Raw genomic sequence first — 26,319 nt, 5'->3', positions numbered from 1 at the left:
CGACAAGGGAATGGCCAGTACGGTTTGGCGTCTCCCCGGCACGAAACGCCGGGACATCGGGACCGGGGCCGCGCCTGCCTCTGCTGTCTCCTTGATCGCCGGATCAGGGCCCGGGAACAGCTCCGCGGGACGAAGCCGCCTGTGGCCGAACGCGCCGTGAAGGTTGCGATTGGCCTTGAGCCGGACGGTTCGGTTCTTGCCCCCGGCGCGGAATCGAGGGCGAAGCCCGCCGCGCCATCGCCAGGCCGCCCCCCGGACTGGCGATTTGTCTAAGCTCGCGCACCGATTACAGGTTTTTCGGATTCGGCAGGCATAAAGCGCCCTGAAATTCCGTCGGATCGCCAGCCCGCGGCCTGTCGATGGCGCGGCTCACGGCAACGACTGCCCAAGGCCAGAACCGGCACCCATGCCCATCCCTGCCATTTCCGGTTTGCGCCCGCCGCGCATCGCGCGCAGAGTATCGCCCGACCACCAAAGGAGACGCCCCATGCCCCTTGCCCGCCGCGACTGGGTGCCCGGTCCTTGCGAGGACCTTGTCCAGACCATCGCCACCCGCACCGCCGCTCAGGACGCGGACACCATCGCCGCCCGCATCGAGGCGCTGGCCGTGGAGAACCGTCGCATCCACGATGACGAGTGCTTCAACCTCAATCCCGCCACCAACGTCATGAACCCCCGCGCCGAGGCGCTGCTGGCCTCGGGGCTCGGCTCTCGCCCCTCGCTGGGTTATCCCGGCGACAAGTACGAGACCGGGCTGGAGGCGATCGAAGAGATCGAGGTGATCGCGGCCGGGCTCGCGGCCGAGGTTTTCGGCGCGCGCTACGCCGAGATCCGCACCCCCTCCGGCGCCATCGCCAACCTCATGGGCTTCATGGCCACCTGCCAGCCCGGCGACACGATCATCGCGCCCCCCGCCGCCATCGGCGGGCATGTCACCCACCACGGGCCGGGCTGTGCCGGGCTCTATGGCTTGCGCATCATTGAGGCCCCGGTGGCGACCGACGGCTATACCGTTGACGTGGACGCCCTGCGCGCCCTTGCCCACGAGACGCGGCCCCGGCTCATCACGCTTGGCGCATCGCTCAACCTGACGGAACACCCCGTTGCCGAGGTGCGCGGCATCGCCGACGAGGTCGGCGCGCACCTCCTGTTTGACGCCGCACATCAATGCGGCATCATTGCCGGGGGCGCATGGAAGAACCCCTTGGCCGAGGGTGCACACCTGATGACGATGAGCACCTACAAGAGCCTCGGCGGCCCGGCGGGCGGCCTCATTGTCACCAACGACGCGGGTCTTGCCGAGCGGCTCGACGCCATCGCCTTTCCCGGCCTCACCGCCAATTTCGACGCTGCCAAATCCGCCGCGCTCGCCATCACGCTGTGCGACTGGAAAACCCACGGCCACGCCTACGCCGCGCAGATGGTCGCCGTGGCCCAGGCCCTGGCCGACGCGATGGAGGCCGAGGGGCTGCCGGTGTTCAAGACCCGGGGTGTGGCCACCCGCTCGCACCAGTTCGCGCTCGAGGCCGCCGCGTTCGGTGGCGGGCAGGCGGCGGCGCGGCACCTGCGGCAGGCGGGCTTTCTCGCCTGTGGCATCGGCCTGCCCGTAGCCCCGGTATCGGGCGACATGAACGGCCTGCGCATCGGCACGCCCGAGCTTGTCCGTCGCGGGGTGACACCCGATCATGCCCCGCTTATGGCCCGGTTTATCGCCCGCGCGCTGCGCAGCCCCGAACCTGCAGGTTCGCGCGCCGAAACGACAGGTTGGCGGCGGGAATTCGACCAGGTGCATTACGTGACTTAGACGGCCTGCACCTGGTCCGGCACCGCGGATCTGGTGCAGGGCCCGGCAGTCCGCAGGGCTGTTTCAGATCGTCTGGTCGTAGGCGCCCACGCCCGGCTCGGTGCGGATCACTGCGTCGATATCGGCAAAGATCGCGCGCATCTCTGCCTCGCTCTCGCCGCTCTCGCAGACCACCACGAGGTTGGGTGTGTTGCTTGAGGCCCGCACCAACCCCCATGAGCCGTTGTCGAGGATGACCCGTGCGCCGTTGACCGTGACCACCTCCGCGATGGGGCGCCCGGCCACGGTCTCGCCCGCCTCCTGCATCGCCACGAGCCGCGCGACGATCCTCTTGAGAACGCTATATTTTTCTGTATCGGCGCAATATGGCGACATGGTGGGGGTAGCCCACGTCTGCGGCAGCGCGCGGCGCTGGTCCGACATGGACATGGACGGATTGCGGTCCATCAGCTTGCAGATTTCTACAGCCACGCGCAGCCCGCAATCGTAGCCGCGCCCCACCGGCTCGGCGAAGAAATAGTGCCCTGATTTCTCGAACCCTGCCAGCGCGCCGAGCTGCTTGACGCGCCGTTTCATGTGGCTGTGGCCGGTTTTCCAGTAATCGGCCTTGGCGCCGTTCTGGCGCAGGACCGGGTCCGAGGCGAAGAGCCCGGTGGATTTCACGTCCGCGACAAAGGTGGCGTTGGGGTAGAGCGCGCTGATATCCCGCGCCATGATGACCCCCACCTTGTCGGCGAAGATCTCCTCGCCCTCGTCATCCACCACGCCGCAACGGTCCCCGTCGCCGTCGAAGCCGAGCGCGAAATCCGCCCCGATGGCGCGCACGGTCGCGGCCATGTCGTGGAGCATCTCCATCGCCTCGGGGTTGGGGTTGTAGTGGGGGAAGGTGTAATCGAGCCGGTTGTGCGAGGGGATCACCTCGACCCCGATGCGCTCGAACAACTCCGGCGCAAAGGCCGAGGCCGTGCCGTTGCCGGTGGCGCAGACGACGCGCAGCTTGCGGGTCATGCGGAAATCGCCCGCAAGATCATCGAGATAGGCTTCGCGCACGCCATCGACGAATTCGTAGCCGCCGCCCGCATGCGGCTGCCCGCGTCCCTCCAGCACGATATCGCGGAGTTCCGCCATCTCGTCTGGGCCATGCGTCAGGGGCCGCTCAAACCCCATCTTGACGCCGGTCCAGCCGTTGGGATTGTGCGAGGCGGTGACCATCGCCACCGCCGGAGCATCGAGGTGGAACTGTGCGAAATAGGCCATCGGCGACAGGCACGGGCCGATGTCCTTTACGTGGATGCCCGCCTGCATCAGCCCGAGGATCAGCGCATTCTTGATGGCGAGCGAGTAGTCCCGGTAATCGTTGCCGACCGCGATCACCGGGTCGATCCCGTGCGCGCGTATCTGCGTACCGAGGCCGAGGCCGAGGGCGGTGATGCCGGGCAGGTTGATCTCGTCGGGATATTTCCAGCGCGCGTCGTATTCTCGGAAACCCGTGGGCGCGATCATCGGGTCGCGGAGAAACTCCCACGTGTTGGGGGTGACGGTGGGCAAGGGTCTGGTCATGAAAGGAACTCGTCTGCGGTCAGAGGGTGATCGGATGGGCCTTGGCCAGCCGGTCGAAGGCCATCAGCATGTCGATCAGGCCGGGCATTTCGGAGAGCGGGATCATGTTGGGCCCATCCGAGGGGGCGGTGTCGGGCGCCTCGTGGGTTTCGATGAACACCCCCGCCACGCCGAGCGCCACGGCCGCGCGGGCCATGACGGGGGCGAATTCGCGCTGCCCGCCGCTGCTGCCGCCCTGCCCGCCGGGCTGCTGTACCGAATGGGTGGCGTCCATCACCACCGGGTAGCCGGTGCGCGCCATCTGCGGCAGGCTGCGCATGTCGGCGATCAGCGTGTTGTAGCCGAACGAGGTGCCGCGCTCGGTCAGCAGGATGCGGCGGTTGCCGGTGGATTCGATCTTGGCCACCACGTTGGGCATATCCCAAGGCGCCAGGAACTGACCCTTCTTGACGTTGATCGCTGCCCCGGTCTCGCCCGCCGCGAGCAGAAGGTCGGTCTGGCGGCAGAGGAACGCAGGGATTTGAAGGACGTCGACCACCTCGGCCACGGTCGCGCATTGATCGGGCAGGTGTACATCCGTCAGCACCGGAACGCCGAGCGTGTCCTTCACCGATTGCAGCACCTTCAGCCCCTCGTCGAGACCGAGCCCGCGCCGCCCCGTGAGCGAGGTGCGGTTGGCCTTGTCAAAGCTGCCCTTGAAGATCAGCCCGGCGCCCGCGGCGTGGCACGCCTCTTGCAGACTGCCCGCGATCATCTGGGCGTGATCGGCGGATTCGAGCTGGCACGGACCGGCGATGAGCGTGAGCGCCCGGTCGTTGCCGAGCGTCTGGCCGTTCAGGTCGACATGTTGCATATCAGGAAGACACCTGTTCGCGCAGAATGGACGCCGTAAGCGAGATCATCAGGTAGATACCAGAAAAGATCAGGAAGGCCAGAACGGTGTTCTCGAACACCTTGGGATAAGCGGCTTCCTGCGGGGCGACGGGGCGCGCGCTGACGGTGAGGTAGCGCACCTGCTTGTTGGCCTCGATCTCGGACATCCGCATGGTTTCGAGCGCGGATTGCAGCACGAGGTCGGCGGTGGCGAGATCGGCCTGCGCCATCTGGATCGCCGCGGTCTTGGAGGCGAGCGATCTTTCGCCCGAGGCTGCATCGGTCAGGCGGCGCTTCTGGCGTTCAAGCTCGGCGCGCAATACGTTGATCTCGCTCTCGAGCGCCTCGACCTTGGCCGTGTTGGGGCGCGGGTTGTTGTTCTGCACGCTGAGCGCGAGCTCTTTCTCCTGAAGTTGCAGCTCGACCGTGTTGATGAGGCTGCGGATGCTGGCGATCTCGCCCTCGGGATCGAGGATGCTGCCTTCCTGCAGCGCGACGAGACGTTCCTGCGCCGCGCGTCGGTCGGCCTTGGCCTGTTCGAGGCTCTCGGCGGCGGTCTTCACCGCGTCGTTGCGCTTGTCGCGGCTAAGCTCGTCCACGCGCTCCTCGGCATAGGCTATGAGCTGCTGGTTGAAGCGCACGCTGGTCTCGGGGTCGGCGGCGATCACCTCCATGCGCATCACGCCTTCCGTGGGATCGTAGCCGATCTTCACATGGTTGCGGAACAGGCTGTAGAGGTCCTCGGTACTGGCATCCGGGTCAAGCCGCTGGATCGGGTCGATCCACGGCTGGCTGAAATGCGCGCGATAGTCCTGTTCGCGGTCGAGGCGCAGCATCGCATCCTTGGATTCGAGGTATTCCTGCGTGGCGATAGCGTCCTGTCCGGTGGCAAACTGGCCGGGCAGGAGGCCGCCAAGCCCGCCCTTGCCGCCGCCGCTGCCATCGGCCGACAGGATCAGGAAGGCCGAGTTGGACGAATACATTGGCGTCGCCATCACGGCGAAATAATAGCCCGCGAGGAAGGTGGGCAGGATAACAAAGGCCGCGAGCCGCGAGAACAGCAACAGCATCTTGCGACGCCGACGCTTGACGATGTCACGCTGGATGCCGACGATCTCGGCGGCGCGGCGGTCTGCGGGGTTGGTTTCGGTCGAGGGCAGATTATGGCCCGGCGCGGGCACCGTCTGAGGCAGTTGCACGCGGTCCTCGTCCCGCGCCTTGGCGCCGTCGCCCTTGACGAGCTCGAGCATTGTGGTTCGCTGGAACGGGTCGATCCCGCGGGCGCGCAGGAGGCGGACGGCGTCGAAATCCGACGTGGGGGCGAGCCCGTGCTTTTGCGCCACGCGCCGGGCCATGCGCAATTCCCGCCCCGTGAGCCCCTCGCGGCGGATGTCGTCGATGCTGGTGCCGGGCGCCTCAGCGCGGGTCTGGTCGATCTGGCCGTCGCGGGGCGGCTCGGGTTTCTGACCCGCCTGTTGGCCCGGCGCATGTCCTGCCTGAGCCTCGGGCGCCGGCTGTGCCTCGGCGGCGTTGCCGTAGCTCCCGGCGGCGGGGGCGGTGGATGCGCTCCGACGGATGCGGAACTTGCTAACCTTGGGTTTCGTAGTCATAAAGCTCTCTTGCCTCTTCCAAGGTGTCGAACATGTAAAGCTTGCCGCCCGTTAGAACGGCGGCGGAACTGGCGAATTTCTCAAGCACGCGCGGATCGTGCGAGACGATGATGATCGTGGTGGTGCGCAGCCTTTCTTGCAGGATTTGGCCGGCCTTGCGATTGAATTCGACATCGGTGGTGCCGGGCATACCCTCGTCGATGAGATACATGTCGAAATCAAGCGCCAGCATGAGCGCGAAGCTGAACCGCGCGCGCATCCCCGAGGAATAGGTGCCGAGCGGCTGGTCGAAATACTCGCCCAACCCGCACAGCCAGCGGCAATAGGCTTCGACGTAATCGGGGTCGATGCCGTAGAGTTGGGCGATGTAGCGGGCGTTTTCCTTGGCCGACAGGCGCGAGACCACCCCGCCCATGAAGCCCAGCGGGAACGAGATGCGGCAGCCGCGCCGGATCACGCCCTCGTCGGGTTTTTCCAGCCCTGCCATCATGTTGATGACCGTCGTCTTGCCGGTGCCGTTGGGCGCGAGGATGCCAAGGCTGCGCCCGATCTCGACGCGAAACGATACCTTCTCCAGGATCACCTTGTGCTGTGTTCCCGTCCAGAAGGACTTGGAGACGTTTTCGAACTCGAGCATCAGAGCGCCCCGTTTATCGCCCGCACCTTGCCTGTGGCCTTGGTCAGTTTGGCCATGCGGGTCGTGTCATTATTCCTGATCTGCGGACAATATGCCATTCGATCAGGGCAATAATATGCTCCTGCGCACCAAAATTGCGACCATTGAGGGGCGGGCGTGGCAGTCGGGTGACGCAAAGTGGCATTCCGTGTGGCAGGGCACCGGAGCCGATTGCCCGCTGCGCGCCGCTGGGCTAGGGACAGGCAAGAGAAGGCCCGAACGGGGGACACCATGAGCCGGATTTGCCATATCGAGTTGGATGACGCCAACCTGCCGCCGCCCACGCCCGAGATCGAGCAGGAACGCAAGGTGGCGATGTATGACCTCATCGAGGAAAACAGCTTTGCCCTGCCGGTGCGCGATGACCGGGTCGTGCCCGATGGTCCCTATCGCGTAGGGCTCGCGATCCGCGAAAAGCGGCTGGTCTTCGACATCCGCACCAAGGATGGTGAACCGGCGGTCGAGTTCCACTTGTCACTGTCGCCATTCCGGCAGGTGGTCAAGGATTACTGGGCCATCTGCGAGAGCTATTTCGACGCGGTCAAGAACATGCCCCCCTCCCAGATCGAAACCATCGACATGGCGCGGCGCGGCATCCACAACGAGGGGGCGCGCGTGCTGGCCGAACGGCTGGAGGGCAAGGCGGAGGTCGACTCCGACACCGCGCGCCGCCTCTTTACGCTCATCTGTGTGTTGCATCACGGAGGCTGAGCGGATGCCAGCGCCCTTGCCGCAATCGGTGCTGTTCTGCTGCGATCACAACGCCGTGCGCTCGCCGATGGCCGAGGGCATCATGAAGAAATTCTATGGCACCGAGACCTACGTGCAATCGGCGGGTGTCAAGAGCGACATGGATATCGACGGTTTCGCGATCGCCGTGTGCCGCGAGATTGGAGTCGAGCTGGAACGCCACCGCTCGCGCAGCTTTGACGAGATGGAGCAGTGGGGCGACGATCTGTCGTCCTTCGATCTCATCGTCGCGCTGAGCCCGGCAAGCCAACGCCGCGCGCTCGATCTCACGCGGTTTTTTCACCTCGATGTCGTTTATTGGCCGATCATGGACCCAACCGGGCTTGCGCAAACCCGCGAGGCGCGGCTCGAAGCGTATCGCAAGACACGCGACCAGATCGTCGGCCACCTGATCGAGCGATGGGGGCCGCCCGACGAGGAGGAGGAGACCGCATGAGCGAAACCGTGCGCGCCTATTTCGAGGCTTTCAACCACGGCGACGTCGAGGGAATGCTCGCCTGCCTGAGCAACGACGTGCGCCATTTCGTGAACGAGGGACAGGTACGCACCGGCAAAGACGCCTTTCGCGCCTTTTGCGACCATATGAGCCACTGCTACCGCGAGGAATTGACCGACATGGTCATCTTCGAGGCCGAAGGCGGCACGCGGGCGGCGGCCGAATACATCGTCAACGGCACCTATCTGGCAACGGACGAGGGCCTGCCCGAGGCGCGGGGGCAGACCTACCGGCTGCCTGCCGGTTCGTTCTTTTCGCTCGAGGACGGGCACATCACGCGGGTGGTGACCTATTACAACCTCGCCGACTGGATGCGGCAGGTCGCGGCATGATCCGGGTGGCGCGGCTTACGGGCGCGGCGCTGGCCGAGGCGCTGCCCGGGGTGGCGCGGCTGCGGATCGAGGTATTTCGCACCTTTCCCTATCTCTATGACGGTGATCTCGCCTACGAGGAAGGCTATCTTCAGGTCTATCGCGACAGCGACGACGCGATCCTCGTGGGGGCCTGGGATGGCGATCGGCTGGTGGGCGCGGCGACCGGCACTCCGATGGAGGACCACGCCGATGATTTCGGCGCGGCGCTGGCCGGCTGTGGCGTGCCGCTCACGCAGATATTCTACTGCGCCGAGAGCGTTCTGCTGCCCGAGTATCGCGGGCAAGGGGTCGGGCACCGTTTCTTTGACGCGCGCGAGGCGCATGCCCGCGCCCTGGGGCGGACGCATTGCGCGTTCTGCGGGGTGGTTCGCCCGGTGGATCATCCCCTGCGCCCCGAGGGCTATCGCCCGCTCGACGCCTTTTGGCGCAAGCGTGGCTATGCGCCGGTCACGGGGGCGGTGGCGCAGTTCCGTTGGAAGGATATCGACCGGACGACCGAGATCGACCACGATCTGCAGTTCTGGATGCGGGCGCTGTGATCGCTTCCGTCATCTCCGCGAAAGCGGGGAACTCTTCGGGCGGAGCGCGGGGCGTCGGGAGGTCCTAGGGCCAGGTTCGAGGATGTGAGGTGTCGTTTCGAATTGCCCCCTCCATGCCACGGTTTCGCTGGAATACTGCCCCGTGTCGGTGCTACACCTTGTCTTGCCCGGGGGGGCATCGGATAGGAGCACGCGCGATGGTGCGTCTTTTTGCATGGGCCCTCGGGGTTTGCCTTGTCGTGACGGGGGCCGCGCAGGCGGAGGGCCGCTATCGCGTCGGCTATGGCCTCGTCTTCACCAATGACATTATCGGCGACGGGCATGATCGCTGGCGCAGCGGGTCGGTCGCATCGAGCCGCGTTTACGCGCCGGGCTGGAACGGAACGGCGCCCGCACGGCTGGGCGAGATGCTGGAGCTTCGCTTCAATGGCGAGATCATCGCGCCGGACGACGTGTCGACCCCGGCGCCGGGGGATCGCCCCTTTGCCGGGGCGCTGAGCCTCGGGCTGCACAGCCACATCGCGCGCGCAGGTATGGAATACGCGGTGGGCGCGGATCTCGTGGTGACCGGACCGCAAACAGGGCTCGACGATTTCCAGGGCTTTCTTCACGACATCGTGGGCGGCGACGACCTGTCAGCAGGCGTGCGGCGCAACCAGGTGAGCGACGGGTTTCACCCCACCGCCGTGGTCGAGGCGGGGCGCAGCTTCGATCTGGGGGGCGTGCGGCTGCGGCCCTTTGCCGAGGCGCGGGCCGGGATCGAGACATTGGTACGCGCAGGGGCCGACATTACCATCGGCAACCTCACCCGGGGTGAGTTGCTTGTGCGCGAGCCGGTGACTGGCCAGCGCTACCGGGTGGTACGCGAGGATGCGCCCGGCTATGCCTTCATCCTCGGGGCCGATATCGCCCATGTCGAGGACAGCGAATTGCTGCCGTCGCGCAGCGGCGTGCAGGTCGAGGAAACGCGCACGCGGGTGCGCGGCGGGGTCCACTGGGAAGGGCAGGGCGGCGGCGCGCTCTTCTACGGCGTGACCTGGCTCGGCGAGGAATTCGAGGGGCAGCGCGAGGGACAGGTGGTCGGATCGCTGCAATTCCGGCTGCGATTCTAAAAATTTGCAAACCCGGGTTTGCAGGGCGGATCAGATTTGCTACTGTCAAGCCAATAAAAAAAGACGAGAGGCAGGTATCAGGCATGGGAACGGGCTTTCGTGGCACGTTCGTCATCTCCTGGTCGCAAACGGAACTGGATGGTCAGCGCGCATTGCCGCCGCAGGCCATGTCTGTCGGGATGACATGGTCCTGGCAGGGCGAGGCGGTGCGCGTGGACGGCCCGCCCAATCTGTTGCGGCTGGATATGGCGCGGGGCGAGACCGTGCAGCGCAGGCGCGCGGCTCGGATGGTGCGGCGGCTGGTCGGCGCGGCGATCAGCGGGCGGCGTGACCTGGAGCGCATCGAGGTAGACGAGCCGATGAGCGACCTGGGCTTCGTGGTCACTGACGGGCTGCGCAGTTACACGGTCACGGTGATCGAGGTCGAGGGTAGCGCGCAGCCCCTGCTGATGTTTCTCGACGAATTTCCGCCGCAGCGCACAGAGATGTGGGTGGTCCATCATTCGCTCGACGGGATGCAAGGCGCGGCGACAAGCCCGGCATCGGGTGGCGTGATCTGTTTCACCCCCGGCACACGGATCGAGACGCCCGAGGGCCCGCGACTTGTGGAAGAATTGCGTGAGGGCGACCGGGTGCAGACCCGTGACAGCGGCGTGCAGGATATCCGCTGGGTCGGCAGCCGCCGCATGACGGGGGCGCGGCTCTTCGCGATGCCGCGATTGCGCCCGGTGCGGCTGCGCGCGGGCGCGCTGGGCAGCGACGTGCCCGACGCCACGCTGCTGGTGAGTCCTGAGCATCGTATGCTGGTGCGTGGCGAGGTGGCGCGGTCGCTGTTCAACACTCCCGAGGTGCTGGTGATGGCGCGCGATCTCATCAACAACGACAGCGTTGCCGTCGACCTGGCATCGCGCGAGGTGACCTATATCCACCTGCTCCTGCCCGGGCACGAGATCATCTGGGCCAACGGCGTGGAGACCGAGAGCTTTCACCCGGCGAGCGCGGCGCTCTCGACGCTCACCGAGGCGGATCGTGCGCGGCTGCTGGCGCTCGACCCAAATCTGGGACAGGAGCCGCATCTTTATGGCGGGTACGCGCGGCGTTGCCTCAGTCCGTCGGAGGCGGCGATCCTGCGGCACGAGGCGGCCTGAAGGGGCTGGCGGTGTCCGGAAGCGGGGGCCGCTGCCACCGGGGTATTTGCAGGATATTTGCGGCCAGGAGAAGCCTGGTGCGGGCGGCCTCTTGATAGCGGGGCGGCGGCGCTGTATCTGCGAGGCATGACCCGGGTGTTCGACATGGATGATCGCGCGCGCCTGCCTTGGCGCTTCTTTGGTGCGCAGCACTCTGTGCTGGCGCGTCTCTGACGGCGCGCGCCCTGCTTTCCATCCGACCGCAGCCATCAGCAACGGGAGAGGACCCATGTCCCCCAAGACACTCTACGACAAGATCTGGGATGCCCATCTGGCCCACGAGGCCGACGACGGCACCTGTCTTCTGTATATCGACCGCCACCTCGTCCACGAGGTCACCAGCCCGCAGGCATTCGAAGGGCTGCGCATGGCGGGGCGCGCCGTGCGTGCGCCGGAAAAGACCATTGCCGTGCCCGATCACAACGTGCCCACCACGCCTGACCGGGTGAAGGGGATCGAGAACCCCGAGAGCCGCATCCAGGTGGAGGCGCTGGACAAGAACGCACAGGATTTCGGCATCAACTATTACCCGGTGAACGATATCCGCCAGGGCATCGTGCATATCGTCGGACCTGAGCAGGGCTGGACCCTGCCGGGCATGACCGTGGTCTGCGGCGACAGCCACACCGCCACGCACGGCGCCTTCGGCGCGCTGGCGCATGGCATCGGCACCAGCGAGGTGGAGCATGTACTGGCCACGCAGACGCTGATCCAGCGCAAGGGCAAGAACATGAAGGTGGAGATCACCGGCAAGCTCTCGCCCGGCGTGACCGCCAAGGACATCACCCTGTCGGTGATCGGCGCCACCGGCACCGCGGGCGGTACCGGCCACGTGATCGAGTATTGCGGCGAGGCCATTCGCGCGCTGTCGATGGAAGGCCGCATGACCGTGTGCAACATGGCCATCGAGGGCGGGGCGCGCGCGGGCCTGATCGCGCCGGACGAGGTGACCTTTGAGTATATCAAGGGCCGCCCCCATACGCCCAAGGGCGCGCAGTGGGAAATGGCGATGGAGTGGTGGAAGACGCTCTATTCCGACGATGATGCCCATTGGGACAAGGTGGTGACGCTGAAGGGCGAGGAGATCACGCCGGTCGTCACATGGGGCACAAGCCCCGAGGACGTGTTGCCGATCACCGCCGAGGTGCCCGATCCGTCGAGCTTCACCGGCGGCAAGGTCGACGCGGCGAAACGCGCGCTCGACTACATGGGGCTGAAGCCAGGGCAGAAGCTGAGCGAGGTCGAGATCGACACCGTCTTCATCGGCTCGTGCACCAATGGCCGCATCGAGGACCTGCGCGCCGCTGCCGAAATCCTCAAGGGCAAGAAGATCAAGGAGGGCCTGCGCGCCATGATCGTGCCGGGCTCGGGTCTCGTGCGGGCACAGGCCGAGGAAGAGGGCCTGGCCGATATCTTCAAGGAGGCAGGGTTCGAATGGCGGCTTGCGGGCTGTTCCATGTGCCTGGCGATGAACCCCGATCAGCTCTCGCCGGGTGAGCGCTGCGCGGCCACGTCCAACCGCAATTTCGAGGGCCGCCAGGGCCGCGGCGGGCGCACCCACCTGATGAGCCCCGCCATGGCGGCGGCGGCGGCGGTGACCGGTCGGCTGACTGATGTTCGGGAGATGATGTGATGGAAAAGTTCGAAAAACTCAGCGGCATCGCCGCGCCGCTGCCGCTGATCAATGTCGATACCGACATGATCATCCCCAAGCAGTTCCTGAAAACGATCAAGCGCTCGGGGCTGGGCGTCAATCTCTTCGACGAGATGCGCTATGACGATGACGGCAATGAAATCCCTGATTTCGTGCTGAACAAACCGCAATATCGGGAGGCGCAGATTCTCGTCGCGGGCGACAATTTTGGCTGCGGATCGAGCCGCGAGCACGCGCCCTGGGCGATCAAGGATTTTGGCATCCGCTGCATCATCGCGCCCTCCTATGCGGATATCTTCTACAACAACTGCTTCAAGAACGGCATCCTGCCCATCGCCCTTCCGCAGGAACAGGTCGATGTGTTGATGACAGAGGCTGAGAAGGGCGCCAATGCCCGCATCGAGGTGGACCTCGAGGCGCAGACCGTCTCGACCTCCGATGGCGAGGTGTTTTCCTTCGAGGTGGACGCGTTCAAGAAGCATTGCCTGCTCGAAGGGCTCGACGATATCGGGCTGACGCTGGAAAAATCCGCCGCGATTGACGCCTTCGAGGCCCGCGCCACGCAGGCGCGCCCCTGGGTCTGACGCGGCTAACGGTTTCCACCCCGCCGCGCGGCGGGGTGGATCGCGGTGTGTGGTGGTCGCGCCGCTGCGGACCACAACATGATGTAATCGACGGGAATCGCGCCAAAATTTTCCGATGCATTGATGTATTCCTGCACCAGTCCTGCCACGAAATTGCCCCATGTTTTTTGTTGGCTGATCCCGTGCCTTGCGGCATTAGAGGAAACGCGGCAAGAATAGGGCAGCAATGAGGCAGCCCGCCACATTTGGTGGGATCAAAACGACACAAGGGCGCGGCAACGTATCGCGACCGGTCGGGATGAAGGGGAAAGAGCGGTGGTCTTCCAGACACCTGGCGCATTGGCGCGGGCACTCCTGATGGCCATGCTGGTGGCGACGCCGGCGTTGTTGATTCCGTTCACGCATCGGGGGACCGCGCAGATCGTGCTCGTGCTGGCGCTCCTGGCGGCGGTCTTTACCGCGATGGAATACAATTCGCGCTATCCCGGCATGCTCGAATTCCGCTTTGCCCCACCCTATAACCGGCTGCGCTTCTTCACGCTTGCCGCGATCCTGGTCGCGCTGTCGATCATGTTGCGCGGCCAGGTGGTGCCCTCCGCCGTTTCGACTGGGGTGAACGGTGTGGCGGAGCGTCTGGCGGATATCCTCGATTTCTCGTTCTCGCCCGTCCGGTTGGTGGTGGTGCTCTTGCCGGGGGAGGCCGAAGCGGGGCTGTCCGGAATGCTGCGCTGGGCCTCGGCGCTGGCCTATGCGCTGTCGATCGGCATGGTGCTGGTCTTTGCCGTCTTCGTGCGGTTTCTTGGCTGGCCCACGCGCAGCGGGCCGTTCAACGTGTGGATCAACCTGCCGCTTTTTGATCCGACGGGCGGCGGCGATGTCCTCTACCGGCTGCGCCGTGACGCGGTGCTCAACCTCGTGCTGGGGCTCTTGCTGCCCTTTGCCATTCCTGCCATCGTCAGGATTGCTGCGGCGATTTTCGGCCCGGTCTCGCTGGCCGATCCGCAAACACTGATTTGGACGGTGAGCGCATGGGCCTTTCTGCCGGCAAGCCTGTTGATGCGGGGCATCGCCATGCAGCGGATCGCGGCAATGATCGAGGACAAGCGCCGCCGCTCCTACGCCGCCGCGCAATCGCCCGTCGACGAGGGCCGCGTGCTTCAGGGCGTGTGAGCGCGCGCCTTGTGCTGCTGGTGGCGCTTTTCGTGGCCGCCCTCTCTGCCGGGGCCGGGGCCGGGACATTGCGGCTCGCGACCTGGCACCTCGAGCTTGACCGCGATGGGCCGGGGCTGTTGCTGCGCGACCTGCGGCGCGGCGGCGATCCGCGCATCAAGGCCATCGCCGGGCTGATCGCGGCGGTGGCGCCGGACGTTCTGGTCGTGCAGGGGGTCGATTATGACCACGGCCTGCGCGCGCTTTCGGCGCTGCGCGACCGGATCGCCGAGGATGGCCCCTACTATTCCCATCTCTTCGCGCTAAGGCCCAATACCGGCTGGCCCACGGGGCTCGATATGGATGGCGATGGGCGGCGCGGGGGGCCGCGGGATGCGCAAGGGTATGGCACGTTTTCGGGACAGGGCGGCATGGCGATCCTGTCGCGCTATCCGCTGGACCGCGATGGTGCGCGCGACTTTTCGGCGATGCTGTGGCGGGATCTGCCGGGCGCGCTGCTACCACGCTGGCCCGACGGGCGGCCGTTTCCGTCGCAGGAGGCGCAGGCCGTGCAGCGGCTGTCGTCGGTGGGGCACTGGGTGGTGCCGCTGCGGCTGCCCTCGGGGTCTGTCTCGCTCATGACGTTTCACGCCACCACGCCGGTCTTCGACGGTGAGGAGGATCGCAACGGGCGACGCAACCACGACGAAATCCGTTTCTGGCAGCGCTATCTCGACGGCGCGTTCGGCAATCCGCCGGCGCGTCGCTTCGTCGTGATCGGCGACGCCAACCTCGATCCGAACGCGGGCGAGGGGCGGCGCGGAGCGATCCGCGCGCTGCTCGCCGATCCGCGCCTGCGCGATCCGCTGCCGGGGCGCGCCACCGTGGCGTGGGATGAGACGGGCCCGCTACGGGTGAGCTATATCCTGCCTTCCGCCGATCTGGTGGTGGCGGGCGCGGGCATCCACTGGCCGCCCGAGGATGCGCCGGACCGGGCAGAGGCAGAGGCAGCGGGGCCGCACCGGCTCATATGGGTCGATCTCACGCTCGACTGAGTGGGCTTTCTTGACCCCGTCCATCCCTGCCTATAGGCCATCCACGCAACGAGACATTTCAAAGGACAGACCGCCATGAGCACCCCTTCGCTTCTCATCCTGCCCGGCGACGGCATCGGCCCCGAGGTGATGGCCGAAGTGCGCCGCATCATCGACTGGTTCGGGACGAGGCGCGGCATCGCCTTCGACGTGAGCGAAGACCTGGTGGGCGGCTGCGCCTATGACATGCACGGGGTGCCGCTGGCGGATGCGACGATGGAAAAAGCGCAGGCGGTCGACGCGGTGCTGCTGGGGGCCGTGGGCGGGCCGAAATACGACAGCCTCGATTTCAGCGTGAAGCCCGAGCGTGGCCTTCTGCGGCTGCGCAAGGAGATGGACCTCTTTGCCAACCTGCGGCCCGCGCAATGCTTTGACGCGCTGGCGGATTTCTCGTCGCTGAAGAAGGACGTCGTTGCCGGACTCGACATCATGATCGTGCGCGAGCTGACCTCTGGCGTCTATTTCGGCGAACCGCGCGGCATCCACAAGGAGGGCAATGAGCGCGTCGGCATCAACACGCAGCGCTACACCGAGTCCGAGATCGCCCGCGTCGCCCGCTCGGCGTTCGAGCTTGCCCGCAAGCGCGACAACAGGGTCTGCTCGATGGAAAAGGCGAACGTGATGGAATCGGGCGTGCTCTGGCGCGAGGTGGTGCAGGAGGTGCACGACGCCGAATACCCGGATGTGGAACTCAGCCACATGTATGCCGACGCGGGCGCGATGCAGCTCACCCGCTGGCCCAAGCAGTTCGACGTGATCGTGACCGACAACCTCTTCGGCGACCTGCTGTCGGATCTCGCCGCGATGCTCACCGGCTCTTTGGGCATGCTGCCCTCGGCGTCGCTTGGCCTGCCGATGGAAAACGGCCGGCCCAAGGCGCTCTACGAGCCGGTGCATGGCAGCGCGCCGGATATCGCCGGGCAGGGCAAGGCCAACCCGATCGCCTGCATCCTGAGCTTTGCTATGGCGCTGCGCTATTCCTTCGATATGGGTGACGAGGCCGCGCGCGTCGAGCGGGCGGTGGAAAAGGTGCTTGCCGACGGTCTGCGTACCGCCGACCTGATGGGCCCCGAGGGCGGCACGCCGGTCAGCACCTCGGGCATGGGCGACGCCGTGCTCGCGGCGCTCGACGAAAGCCTCTGACGTGGGCGCGGGGGCGCATTTCGGCCTTGCCAAAGCCCCGGCCCTCGTCTATTCCGCCCGCCACGGTCGGAGTGTAGCTCAGCCTGGTAGAGCACTGTCTTCGGGAGGCAGGGGCCGGAGGTTCGAATCCTCTCACTCCGACCAATGAAACAAGGCCCCTAGCGGGGCCTTTTTCTTCTTCAAGACAGGGTTCTCAGGTTCATTGAACCTGAATGCTGGCTGAATTCCAGTACGTTGGCCGCCTTGCGAAGATGTTCCGGGCTGTCGCGCGCGTAGGTGGAGGCGGTGATCCGCGAATCCGAGTGCCCGAGATACCGGGCTATCTCGTCCATGAAGATGCCCACTTCCGCGATGTGAACAGCTGCAGTGTGGCGCAATAGCGCGCAACTCCTCGTGCTCCATCAGGTCTTGTGCGCTTTCATTGGTGGCTGGCGTGTTGTAGACCCGTCGACCGAAATTCCGTCGGGGCTGACGAACGGCGCGGCCTGGATCTGAGGTCCGCATCCGTGGGTGACCCGCTTTCAAACCTCGACGGCAGAAGTGGCGTCTTTCAAGTCCGACTTCTTCAGTAACCTTCTAAGCGCCTAAAACTCCTTAGTAAAATATTGTTGCAAAAACCTCGTTTCTGCATAACGATCGTTTCAGGCTCAAATGCGAGTCTGAAAATCAAATGAGCAAAGAGGCTCTTCAACTGCGGTCACGAACCGCGTTGGAGGGCCTTTTTTTGTTGCCGAATGAACCGGCCGCTCGGATCCAACAGAGGAGAAGTCAGTATGAAACGTCGCGATTTTCTGAGCAGTGTCGGAGCTGTGGGGACAGCCGGCGCGCTGTCGGCTCCGGCCTTGCTTACGACGATTGGCCGCGCAGCTGCACAGGGCAACGATATTCCAGTGGGCTTGCTGTTCTCACTGACTGGTGCCGTGGCCGTGGTCGAAAGCACCCTTCACGATGCCGCGTTGATGGCGATCGAGGAGATCAATGCGGCAGGTGGTGTGCATGGTCGCCAACTGCGGCCCATCATCGAGGATCCGGCGTCTGATCCGGCCACCTACGCTGACCGGGCGCGTCGTCTGATGATCCGTGACAAATGCGTGAGCGTCTTCGGCTCCTACACGTCGGCAAGCCGTCAGGCGGTGCTCCCGGTTACAGAGCAGCGCGGCAATCTCTACTGGTATCCGACGCTCTATGAAGGTCGCGAATGCTCGCGCAACGTGATGTATGGTGGTGCCGTGCCGAACCAGCAGCAGGACGAATTGATCCCGTGGGCGATCGAGAACTTCGGGCCGCGCTTCTACATGATCGGCAACAACTACGTCTATCCGAAAGAGGAAAACAACTATTGCAAGACCCTGCTGGCCAAGCACGGTGGTGAAGTGGTGCACGAGGAATACGTGCCACTGGGGCACTCGGACTTCAGCTCGGTGATCAACCGCATACGCGCAGAAGAGCCGGACGTGATCTTTGCGACCGTCGTCGGAGACTCCGACGTTGCTTTTGCCCGGCAATACCATGCGGCAGAGCTTGATCCGGCCAAAATGCCGGTCGTGAGCCTCACGCGTTCCGAGGTCGAGGTGAAGGCTATCGGCGGCGAGGCTGCGGCCGGCCACTTTTCGTCCGCTCCCTACTTCATGGGCACCCAAACACCGGAAAACGAGCGGTTCGTCGAATCCTACAAGTCACGCTATGGCGCGGACCAGGTCACGCACTTCGTCAGCGAAGCGGCTTACTTCCAAGTGTATCAGTTCAAAGCGGCACTGGAGAAGCTGGACCCGGCGAACATCACCCCGGAGACGATCCGTGATGCCGCCGTAGGCCTGACACTCACCGCGCCGCAGGGCGAAGTGCTGATCGACGAGAACCTCCACACGCATCTCTGGCCCAAGATCGGCCAGTGGCAGTCGAATGGCCAGGCCGAAGTTCTGCTTCAATCGCAAGAGCGCGTCGCCCCCCTGCCATATGCTGCCTACGAGGGGCAGACATGCACCGGTGAGGGCCTGGTGCGGGCCTGACGCCAAGCACAAAAATCCGACAAGAACCGGACTGCCCGGCTCCGACACAGGAGCCGGGTCAACTGGAAGGGTGTATCGATGGACGTCATATTGAACCAGATGTTCGCCGGTCTCAGCATGGCCTCGATCCTGCTGATGATCGCCTTGGGGCTGGCTATCATTTATGGCGCGATGGGCGTCATCAATCTTGCACATGGTGAGTTTGTCATGCTCGGCGCCTATGCCGCGTGGGCACTACAGACCTATGCAGGGTTCAGCATCATCGTGGCCTTGCCATTCGTCTTCGTGGCCGTGGGCGCGGTCGGCTGGATCATCGAGCGGGTTATCGTTCAGCGGCTCTACCACCGCCCGTTGGACACGATCCTTGCGACTTGGGGCATTGGAATCATCCTGCAACAGGTGGTGCGATTGTCCGTTGGCGCGGAATCGCGCTTCGTGAAAGGCCCGGAACTTCTCAGTGGCAACATTGAGATCGGCGGGCTCGTGATGTCAAACTACCGCATATTCGTGATCTTGTTTTCTCTGGCCGTTCTGGCCGCGTCATGGGCACTCATGACGCGCACCGAATTTGGCATGAAACTTCGTGCCGTTATTCAGAACCGGCAGATATCCGAATGCTATGGCATAGAAGCAAAGCATATCTATTCGGTCACGTTTGCCTATGGTGCGGGCCTTGCCGGAATAGCCGGTGCATTAATCACGCCTCTCTTCAGCACCATTCCCACCATGGGAACGGGCCTTGTCGTCGATGCGTTCCTCGTCGTGATCGTTGGTGGGCTTGGCAGCTTGCTGGGTGCCGCCAGCGCGGCGGTGCTGATCGGTGAGGCGACGGCGCTCTTCTCGATGCTGTTCAATGACACCCTTGGTCGTATCGCAGTGCTGGCTGGAATCATCGTTCTGATCAGGTTCCGTCCGCGCGGTCTCTTTCCTTCAAACACGCGCCGCTGAGGAGAACAACATGACGACGAGATTATTCTACGACCTTGTGGCGTTGGTTATATTTGCACTGGTGATCGTGCTGGGAGTGCCTGCACTGATGGGTTTTGACGGGTTCGAGCTCAACACGTTTGCCCGGTATCTCGCGCTTGGAATCGCGTCTCTTGCGCTGGCGCTATCGTGGGGTAGCGCCGGACTGCTCAATCTTGGCCAGGCGGCGACGTTCGGCATGGGCTCTTATGCCATGGCCATGCATCTCAAACTCAAGGCGAGTGGCGACGGGCTTCCCGACTTCATGGGTTGGAACAATGTCCCAGAGCTTCCGCTGATCTGGGTCCCCTTTCACTCACTCGGCTTTACCCTGTTGGCCGGGCTCCTGGTGCCGGCATTCGTAGGCGGACTGATCGCAATGTTCATGTTCCGCGCACGAATTGCCGGCGTCTTTGTCGCGATCATCACCTTGGCTTTTCTCGTGGCCTTCCAATTGGTTGTGATCGAGGAACAGGGCATCACTGGCGGCCAGAATGGCCTGACGGGACTGGCCCCGCTCAATGTGCTGGGCTGGAGCGTCGATACGTATGGCGTCGGCTTCTACTATCTGGTCGCAGGCTGTCTGGTCACAGCGATCACAATCGGGCTCTACCTCACGCACAGCAAGTTCGGGCTGATCCTGCGTGCGATACGCGAGGATGCTGACCGAACCCGGTTCCTGGGCTACAACGTGGCCAATTACCAGACAGTCATCTTCTGTATCTCGGCGGCGCTCGCGGGCTGGGCGGGCATGCTTTACACGCTGGTGCTGGAATTCGCGTCCCCGACTTACATGAGCGTCTCGTTCAGCTTGGCCATCGTGATCTGGTGTGCCGTCGGCGGACGGGACTCCGTTCTCGCTGCTGCGATCGGTGCAATCTTGGTGAATCTCCTCGAAGGGCGTCTGTCCGACATCTTTGTCGAAGGATGGAACCTGATGCTCGGCGTTATCTTCGTTTTCGTGGTGATGTTCATGCCGCGCGGCCTGAACGGGTTGGTTGGGGATGCATGGCGGTTAATCGGCGGTCGACTCCAGAAAGAACGAACCATTTCGACGAGGCCGCATTTGCAGCCCGAACCGGTCAAGTCCGGACAGGAGAACTGATCATGTCTCAACTGCAGGTAAACGATTTGCATGTCGATTTCGGCGGGCTAAGGGCAGTTGATGGTCTCAGCTTCAGCGTGGCCGAAGGCGAAATCCTCTGTCTTCTCGGTCCGAATGGCGCGGGCAAGTCGACCACACTCGACCTCATCTGCGGGAAGACCCAACCAACCGGCGGCTCGATCCGCTTCGAGGGAACCGAAATATCGCACTTGCTCGAATTCCGGCGCGCGCGTTTGGGTATCGGACGCAAGTTTCAGGTGCCTTCCGTCTACAAGGAATTGACGGTGGCCGAAAACCTGTCGGTGGCCCGCTCGCGCCGACCCGGAATATTGCACGCCCTCACGCGCTTCGCCCTGTCGGACGGGCACGCCGCGGCACCGATCCTCGAGCGCATCGGGCTCGAGGCCAAGGCCAATGAGTTGGCCGGCAATCTGTCGCACGGTGAAACACAATGGCTCGAAATCGCCATGCTCATCGCGCAGGACAGCCGCCTGATCCTCATGGATGAACCCACCGCCGGAATGACCATCGAGGAAACCGGGCGCACAGCCGAGATATTCCGATCTCTCAGTGAGTCGCACACGCTTATCGTTGTCGAGCATGACATGTCGTTCGTCCGCACCGTCGCGGATCGCATCGTCGTCATGAACCGCGGATCGATGTTGGCCGAGGGCTCGATTGAAGAGATCGAGACCAACGAAGACGTCAAAACAGCGTATCTGGGGCATTGATCATGGAAACCATGCGAGCAAAGGACCTTTACTCCTTCTATGGCAAGAGCCCGGTTATCCAGGGTATCTCCTTCGATCTGAACCCAGGCGAGTTTCTCGCAATTTTGGGCCGTAACGGTGTCGGCAAGACCACGTTGCTCAAATCAATCATGGGACTCACCCATCGCTGCGATGGCGGACTTGTGTTCGGAGAGAACGACTTGCTCGGCCTCAGCACGTCGCAACGGGCGCAACTCGGTATTGCCTACATTCCGCAGGGTCGTGAGATCATCCCGAGCTTCACGGTGCGGGAGAATATCCTGATGGGCACGTTCGCTCGCCCTGACGGCAGGCGCGACATTCCCGAGCATCTCTTTGAAATGTTCCCGATACTTGATGAGTTCATTAGTCGCAAAGGCGGAGACCTTTCCGGCGGACAGCAGCAGCAACTGGCAATCGCGCGGGCGCTCGCTATGGATCCCAAGATACTCATCCTCGACGAGCCGACCGAAGGCATCCAGCCCAACATCGTCAAACAGATCGAAGAAGCCATCATTCGACTGAACAAGGAACGCGGTCTCGGCATCATCCTCGTGGAGCAAAACGTGCCGTTTGCGCGCCGCGCCTCCGACCGCTTTCTGGTGCTCGACAAGGGCCGCGTGGTCCTGAGCGGGCACAGCACGGATCTCACCGACTCCGTCGTGGAGAAGCACCTGACCTTCTGAGGGTCGGGCAAGCAGCAACGAAGCACCTGAAGGAAAGGACAAGACATGAGACACGGTGACATCTCCAGCAGCGACAACACGGTTGGCGTTGCGGTCGTCAACTACAAGATGCCCCGGATGCATACCAAGGCCGAAGTTCTGGAAAACGCACAGAACATCGCTGACATGGTCGTCGGTATGAAGCAGGGGCTTCCCGGGATGGATCTGGTGATCTTCCCCGAATACAGCACTCAAGGGATCATGTATGATCCTGACGAGATGATGGAGACGGCGGCCACGATTCCTGGTGAGGAAACCGAAATCTTTGCTGCCGCCTGCCGCAAGGCCAACACATGGGGCGTCTTTTCAATCACCGGCGAACGCCACGAAGAGCACCCCAAGAAGACGCCCTACAACACTCTCATCCTCATGAACAACAAGGGTGAGATTGTGCAGAAATATCGCAAGGTTCTGCCATGGAACCCGATCGAGGGCTGGTATCCGGGCAGTGAAACCTTTGTCTGCGAAGGGCCCAAGGGCATCAAGGTCAGCTTGATCATCTGTGATGATGGAAACTATCCCGAGATCTGGCGGGACTGCGCCATGAAAGGGGCCGAGCTGATCGTTCGGTGCCAAGGCTACATGTATCCCGCGAAAGAGCAGCAGGTGATCATGGCCAAGGCGATGGCCTGGGCAAACAACAGCTACGTGGCTGTTTCGAATGCCGCCGGATTCGATGGTGTCTATTCCTACTTCGGACATTCGGCGATCATTGGCTTCGATGGTCGCACGCTGGGCGAATGCGGTGAAGAAGACATGGGAATTCAATACGCGCAGCTGTCGATTCCCGAGATCCGCGACGCTCGTGCCAACGATCAGTCGCAGAACCACCTCTTCAAGCTGCTTCACCGCGGATACACCGGCGTCCATGCTTCGGGCGACGGCGACAAGGGCGTGGCAGAATGCCCGTTCGAGTTCTACCGCAACTGGGTGAACGATGCGGAAAAAACCCGCGAGCATGTCGAGTCCCTGACCCGCTCGACCATTGGCGTGGCCTGCTGCCCGGTTGGCAGCCTGCCCACCGGCGCGAAAGAGAAAGAAGCGGATTGACCCTGCGCGGTCCGACCTTTGGGAACGGCGCCACGTTGCGCCGTTCCTCTCCCCTTGAGCCGATGGAGCGACGATGCCGTTTCTGACCGACCGACTGCATGATACCGCACGCCAGCAGAAGCTCGGTGCCGCCTTGGCGGACGAGAATGCGCGCATGACCGTGGCCGAAAGCGTCAGGAAGCCCGAGACCGGTTTGATTTCCCGTTTCACATTCGACCTCGACCTGGTCGAGGCGGAATTGCGGGCCGCCATCATCGGTCAGGACGAGAGCATCAAAGAGCTGCTCGATATCCTCAAGGTGGTCCGGGCTGATATCGGCGATCCACGCAAGCCTCTGGCAACCGTCTTGTTCTGCGGTCCGACCGGCGTGGGCAAGACGGAAACCGTGCGAACGCTTGCGCGCGCACTCTACGGTGATGCCGATGCGTTCTGTCGCATCGATATGAACACGCTCGCCCAGGAGCATTACGCGGCGGCCCTTACGGGCGCGCCTCCAGGCTATGTCGGGTCCAAGGAAGGCACCACCATTCTCGATCAGGAAAAGATCGAAGGCACCCGCAATCTTCCGGGGCTTGTGCTGTTCGATGAATTGGAAAAGGCCAGCAACGAGGTCGTTCTGGCGCTGATGAACGTTTTTGACAACGGTCTGCTGACCGTGGCGTCGGGTGAAAAGACATATTCTTTCAGGAATGCCCTGGTCTTCATGTCCTCCAATCTCGGGGCACGCGAACTTATGGCTTTGGACGAACGCGGCGGTGGGATACTGAGAAGGTTGCGTTCATTCGGGAAAAGCCGACGTGCGCAGGCACATGACATCGTCATGAAATGTCTCCTTGAGCGATTTCCACCGGAACTGGTCAACCGGATCGATCATGTCGATACTTTCAACTGGATTTCGCGCGACAAGGTCCCTGCGCTTGTCGATGTTGAGCTGACAAGACTCAACCGCCGCCTTCGCAAACATGATCTTTCTCTCGGCATCAGCACAACGCTGAGGGATTTTCTTTCTTCCGAAGGTTATGATAAACGGTTTGGCGCGCGCGGCTTGCGGCGGGCGATGCGTCGGCATCTGGAGTTCCCACTGGCTGGCTTTCTTCTGGACAGGCCTGTTCCGTCTATCGGTGGATCGAAACAAATGACAACACATATCCTCGCCGACCGCAAAGATGGGACGGTGCAATTTGAATACTCCTGAACAGAGGTGCCACTTCGTGACAAGGAATGGAAGCTGGAAGATCGGACTGCTATTTTCAACATCGGGTGTGACCTCGATAATAGAGCAGTCGCAGCTCAATGGGGCATTGCTTGCGATTGATGAAATAAATGCAATGGGTGGTATTAAGGGGTCGCCTCTCGAGCCGGTGAGCTATGATCCGGGTTCGATCGTGCCGCGTTATGGTGAGTTGGCCGAGCGTCTGATCATCGAAGACAAGGTAAACGTCATCTTCGGCTGTTACATGTCCTCCTCTCGCAAAGAGGTTCTACCCGTGGTCGAGAGGCGCAATGCGCTCTTCTTTTATCCGACCCTGTACGAGGGGTTCGAATATTCCCCGAACGTGATCTACGGCGGTGCATGTCCCAACCAGAACAGCGTGCCGCTCGCAAACTACCTGATGAGCGCCTTCGGCAAGCGCATATTCTTCGTAGGCTCTGACTATATCTACCCGTATGAATCCAATCGCGTCATGCGCAATGTTCTGCGGCAAGGAGGCGGCGAGGTGGTTGGCGAACGCTATTTTGACCTGCATACCTGTTCCGATGGCTTCGATGACGTGATCAAGGACATAATGGATGTCCGCCCAGATGCGATCTTTTCCACCATCGTCGGACAATCGTGCATCGAGTTCTACCGCTCCTACCACGCAGCTGGCGGTGATGGTCGTGTCTGCCCCATCGCCAGCCTCACGACGAACGAAGGTGAGATCAACGCGATCGGCGCACGCGCATCGGTGGGTCATATCACCGCTGCTCCTTACTTTCGTTCGATTAGTTCTGTGGCGAACCGCCGTTTCCTGAAAGCCTATGAACAGAAGTTTGGTTCGACTATTGATGTTACGAGTTGCTGCGAAGCGGCTTACAGTCAGGTCCATCTTTTTGCGGCGGCCTTGGAGGAGACAGGAGAAATGGATACAGACTGTCTGCGCGAGGCGTTGCTCGGTGCCTCCTTCGACGCGCCACAGGGCCAGATCAAGATTGACCCGGACAACAACCACACATACCTCCAATCGCGTATCGCAACGGTCAATGAGGACGGTGAATTCGTGATTGATCTCAAGGTTCGGCGCGCAATAAAGCCCGACCCTTACCTTGTCTTCCCGGCAATACATGACTGGAGCTTCCACACCCAGAAGGTGTCCGTCGGCGGCGGGCGAGGTGGCGGACGTCATGCATGACCTGATCCGCGACCTGCGAGATCAGAATGTCCTGCTGATCCACCCACGAGACCGGAGTGCGGACGAGCTTCTGCAACAGGTGAACCGGATCGGGTGCGGGTTTGATCACATGTGGCCTGTGCCAAGAGACCTGCCAGATAAATTCGACATGGTCCTCATTGACGTGACCGATCAATCGGCGACCAAGCTGAAGGGCTTTCTGGAAAAGCGCGAAAAACCCGTGACGATCATTGCGATTATCGGGTACGAAAACCCCTCGGTTCTGAATGTCATTCTCGAGATTGGCGCGCATGCCGTCCTCATGAAACCGGTCCGCGCAGCGGGTGTTCTCAGTAGTATGCTCATGGCTCGGCGTTATCAGTCCGAACAGGAACGTTTCTCCAAGGACATGGCGAAGCTCCGGGAAAAACTGGATAATGTGCAAAAGGTAAATGACGCAAAGTTCATTCTGATGAGACATCGCGGGATTGCCGAGCGCGAGGCTTATGATATCATTCGCAAGCAGGCAATGACTAAGCGGACTACAACAACCGAAATAGCACAATCAATTATTAATGCTGAAAGTATTCTTAGCAACCTGGGTGATAGTTAAGGAACGTCTGAAAAACCTGCGACTTTCTGCCTAATCTGATAGGTTTGGGGCGTCCGCCAGAGGAGTCCTGCCGATGCCGAAACAGCCCGCCTTTCCCAGCCTGCGTGATGCGATGAAGAAGAAGG

The 26,319-nt window shown here is 62.9% G+C and carries 26 protein-coding genes and 1 tRNA gene; 22 read left to right on the top strand and 5 right to left on the bottom strand.

Going from position 1 to position 26,319, the window contains the following annotated elements; translation table 11 throughout:
* Positions 1–487 precede the first annotated feature (487 nt).
* Complete coding sequence (locus tag C6W92_RS13050) at positions 488–1,804, top strand: aminotransferase class I/II-fold pyridoxal phosphate-dependent enzyme (RefSeq protein ID WP_129433923.1); 1,317 nt, start codon at positions 488–490, stop codon at positions 1,802–1,804.
* Positions 1,805–1,867: 63 nt separating this feature from the next.
* On the opposite strand, the gene C6W92_RS13045 is transcribed toward C6W92_RS13050, so the two are convergent.
* Genes C6W92_RS13045 through C6W92_RS13030 form a run of 4 tightly spaced genes read right to left on the bottom strand, consistent with a single transcriptional unit; the run spans position 1,868 to position 6,484 of the window.
* Positions 1,868–3,364: a phosphomannomutase/phosphoglucomutase gene (locus C6W92_RS13045; protein WP_129433921.1), complete on the bottom strand. Its 1,497-nt coding sequence runs from the start codon at positions 3,362–3,364 to the stop codon at positions 1,868–1,870.
* A 19-nt stretch (positions 3,365–3,383) separates the two neighbouring features.
* Positions 3,384–4,217, bottom strand: a complete 834-nt coding sequence (gene kdsA / locus C6W92_RS13040) for a 3-deoxy-8-phosphooctulonate synthase (protein ID WP_129433919.1) — start codon at positions 4,215–4,217, stop codon at positions 3,384–3,386.
* A gap of 1 nt (position 4,218) precedes the next feature.
* Positions 4,219–5,847, bottom strand: coding sequence for a capsule biosynthesis protein (locus tag C6W92_RS13035; protein WP_129433917.1), 1,629 nt, complete (start codon positions 5,845–5,847; stop codon positions 4,219–4,221).
* Positions 5,825–6,484, bottom strand: a complete 660-nt coding sequence (locus tag C6W92_RS13030) for an ATP-binding cassette domain-containing protein (protein WP_129433915.1) — start codon at positions 6,482–6,484, stop codon at positions 5,825–5,827. The genes C6W92_RS13035 and C6W92_RS13030 overlap by 23 nt, the downstream gene beginning before the upstream one ends.
* Before the next feature lie 270 nt (positions 6,485–6,754).
* Here C6W92_RS13030 and C6W92_RS13025 point away from each other — a divergent pair, with 270 nt between their 5' ends.
* From C6W92_RS13025 to C6W92_RS12965, 12 genes are all read left to right on the top strand, one after another.
* Positions 6,755–7,234: a UPF0262 family protein gene (locus C6W92_RS13025; protein WP_129433913.1), complete on the top strand. Its 480-nt coding sequence runs from the start codon at positions 6,755–6,757 to the stop codon at positions 7,232–7,234.
* Positions 7,235–7,238: 4 nt separating this feature from the next.
* Positions 7,239–7,709, top strand: a complete 471-nt coding sequence (locus tag C6W92_RS13020; RefSeq protein ID WP_129433911.1) for a low molecular weight phosphatase family protein — start codon at positions 7,239–7,241, stop codon at positions 7,707–7,709.
* The gene (locus tag C6W92_RS13015; RefSeq protein ID WP_129433909.1) at positions 7,706–8,101 is read left to right on the top strand and encodes a ketosteroid isomerase-related protein; all 396 of its coding nucleotides are present in this window, start codon (positions 7,706–7,708) and stop codon (positions 8,099–8,101) included. Before C6W92_RS13020 ends, C6W92_RS13015 begins: the two co-directional genes overlap by 4 nt.
* Positions 8,098–8,682 carry a GNAT family N-acetyltransferase gene (locus tag C6W92_RS13010; RefSeq protein ID WP_129433908.1) on the top strand — a complete coding sequence of 195 codons (585 nt, stop codon included), beginning with the start codon at positions 8,098–8,100 and terminating at the stop codon, positions 8,680–8,682. Before C6W92_RS13015 ends, C6W92_RS13010 begins: the two co-directional genes overlap by 4 nt.
* 197 nt (positions 8,683–8,879) lie before the next feature.
* Positions 8,880–9,794, top strand: coding sequence for a lipid A-modifier LpxR family protein (locus C6W92_RS13005; RefSeq protein ID WP_129433906.1), 915 nt, complete (start codon positions 8,880–8,882; stop codon positions 9,792–9,794).
* Positions 9,795–9,877: 83 nt separating this feature from the next.
* Entirely contained in the window at positions 9,878–10,942 is a 1,065-nt protein-coding gene (locus tag C6W92_RS13000) for a Hint domain-containing protein (protein WP_129433904.1), read from the top strand.
* Between the two features lie 268 nt (positions 10,943–11,210).
* Positions 11,211–12,614, top strand: coding sequence for a 3-isopropylmalate dehydratase large subunit (leuC, locus tag C6W92_RS12990; RefSeq protein ID WP_129433902.1), 1,404 nt, complete (start codon positions 11,211–11,213; stop codon positions 12,612–12,614).
* Complete coding sequence (leuD, locus tag C6W92_RS12985; protein WP_129433900.1) at positions 12,614–13,219, top strand: 3-isopropylmalate dehydratase small subunit; 606 nt, start codon at positions 12,614–12,616, stop codon at positions 13,217–13,219. The genes leuC and leuD overlap by 1 nt, the downstream gene beginning before the upstream one ends.
* Before the next feature lie 357 nt (positions 13,220–13,576).
* A complete protein-coding gene (locus tag C6W92_RS12980; protein ID WP_241691162.1) occupies positions 13,577–14,389 on the top strand; it encodes a hypothetical protein in 813 nt (270 codons plus the stop codon).
* Positions 14,386–15,423, top strand: coding sequence for an endonuclease/exonuclease/phosphatase family protein (locus C6W92_RS12975; protein ID WP_241691161.1), 1,038 nt, complete (start codon positions 14,386–14,388; stop codon positions 15,421–15,423). The genes C6W92_RS12980 and C6W92_RS12975 overlap by 4 nt, the downstream gene beginning before the upstream one ends.
* Positions 15,424–15,498: 75 nt before the next feature.
* The gene (gene leuB / locus C6W92_RS12970; protein ID WP_129433898.1) at positions 15,499–16,605 is read left to right on the top strand and encodes a 3-isopropylmalate dehydrogenase; all 1,107 of its coding nucleotides are present in this window, start codon (positions 15,499–15,501) and stop codon (positions 16,603–16,605) included.
* Positions 16,606–16,672: 67 nt separating this feature from the next.
* A tRNA-Pro gene (locus C6W92_RS12965) sits at positions 16,673–16,749 on the top strand.
* Between the two features lie 35 nt (positions 16,750–16,784).
* Here C6W92_RS12965 and C6W92_RS12960 read toward each other — a convergent pair.
* On the bottom strand, positions 16,785–16,982 hold the full coding sequence (locus tag C6W92_RS12960; protein WP_347232800.1) for a hypothetical protein: 198 nt from the start codon (positions 16,980–16,982) through the stop codon (positions 16,785–16,787).
* 396 nt (positions 16,983–17,378) lie between these two features.
* On the opposite strand from C6W92_RS12960, the gene C6W92_RS12955 reads away from it, so the two are divergent.
* The 9 genes from C6W92_RS12955 to C6W92_RS12915 all read left to right on the top strand — a co-directional run bounded on the left by C6W92_RS12955 (position 17,379) and on the right by C6W92_RS12915 (position 26,194).
* Positions 17,379–18,614, top strand: a complete 1,236-nt coding sequence (locus C6W92_RS12955) for a transporter substrate-binding domain-containing protein (protein ID WP_129433895.1) — start codon at positions 17,379–17,381, stop codon at positions 18,612–18,614.
* 78 nt (positions 18,615–18,692) lie between these two features.
* Positions 18,693–19,562, top strand: coding sequence for an urea ABC transporter permease subunit UrtB (gene urtB, locus C6W92_RS12950; protein WP_129433893.1), 870 nt, complete (start codon positions 18,693–18,695; stop codon positions 19,560–19,562).
* A 10-nt stretch (positions 19,563–19,572) separates the two neighbouring features.
* Entirely contained in the window at positions 19,573–20,685 is a 1,113-nt protein-coding gene (gene urtC / locus C6W92_RS12945) for an urea ABC transporter permease subunit UrtC (protein WP_129433891.1), read from the top strand.
* Positions 20,589–21,416 carry an ATP-binding cassette domain-containing protein gene (locus tag C6W92_RS12940; RefSeq protein ID WP_241691160.1) on the top strand — a complete coding sequence of 276 codons (828 nt, stop codon included), beginning with the start codon at positions 20,589–20,591 and terminating at the stop codon, positions 21,414–21,416. Before urtC ends, C6W92_RS12940 begins: the two co-directional genes overlap by 97 nt.
* A 2-nt stretch (positions 21,417–21,418) precedes the next feature.
* Positions 21,419–22,120, top strand: a complete 702-nt coding sequence (gene urtE, locus C6W92_RS12935; RefSeq protein WP_129433889.1) for an urea ABC transporter ATP-binding subunit UrtE — start codon at positions 21,419–21,421, stop codon at positions 22,118–22,120.
* Positions 22,121–22,165: 45 nt separating this feature from the next.
* Complete coding sequence (locus C6W92_RS12930) at positions 22,166–23,209, top strand: aliphatic amidase (protein ID WP_104017221.1); 1,044 nt, start codon at positions 22,166–22,168, stop codon at positions 23,207–23,209.
* Positions 23,210–23,282: 73 nt separating this feature from the next.
* Entirely contained in the window at positions 23,283–24,404 is a 1,122-nt protein-coding gene (locus C6W92_RS12925) for an AAA family ATPase (protein ID WP_129433887.1), read from the top strand.
* A 16-nt stretch (positions 24,405–24,420) separates the two neighbouring features.
* Positions 24,421–25,602 (top strand): transporter substrate-binding domain-containing protein, encoded by a 1,182-nt coding sequence (locus tag C6W92_RS12920; RefSeq protein WP_129433885.1) that lies wholly within the window; start codon positions 24,421–24,423, stop codon positions 25,600–25,602.
* Positions 25,595–26,194 carry an ANTAR domain-containing protein gene (locus tag C6W92_RS12915; RefSeq protein ID WP_241691159.1) on the top strand — a complete coding sequence of 200 codons (600 nt, stop codon included), beginning with the start codon at positions 25,595–25,597 and terminating at the stop codon, positions 26,192–26,194. The genes C6W92_RS12920 and C6W92_RS12915 overlap by 8 nt, the downstream gene beginning before the upstream one ends.
* Positions 26,195–26,319 lie beyond the last annotated feature (125 nt).

It is taken from the genome of Roseovarius sp. A46 (genome assembly GCF_004126395.1).
Classification (GTDB): domain Bacteria; phylum Pseudomonadota; class Alphaproteobacteria; order Rhodobacterales; family Rhodobacteraceae; genus Roseovarius; species Roseovarius nitratireducens.
Note: the sequence above shows the minus strand (reverse complement) of the source record. Positions and strands in the feature narration are given on the sequence as shown.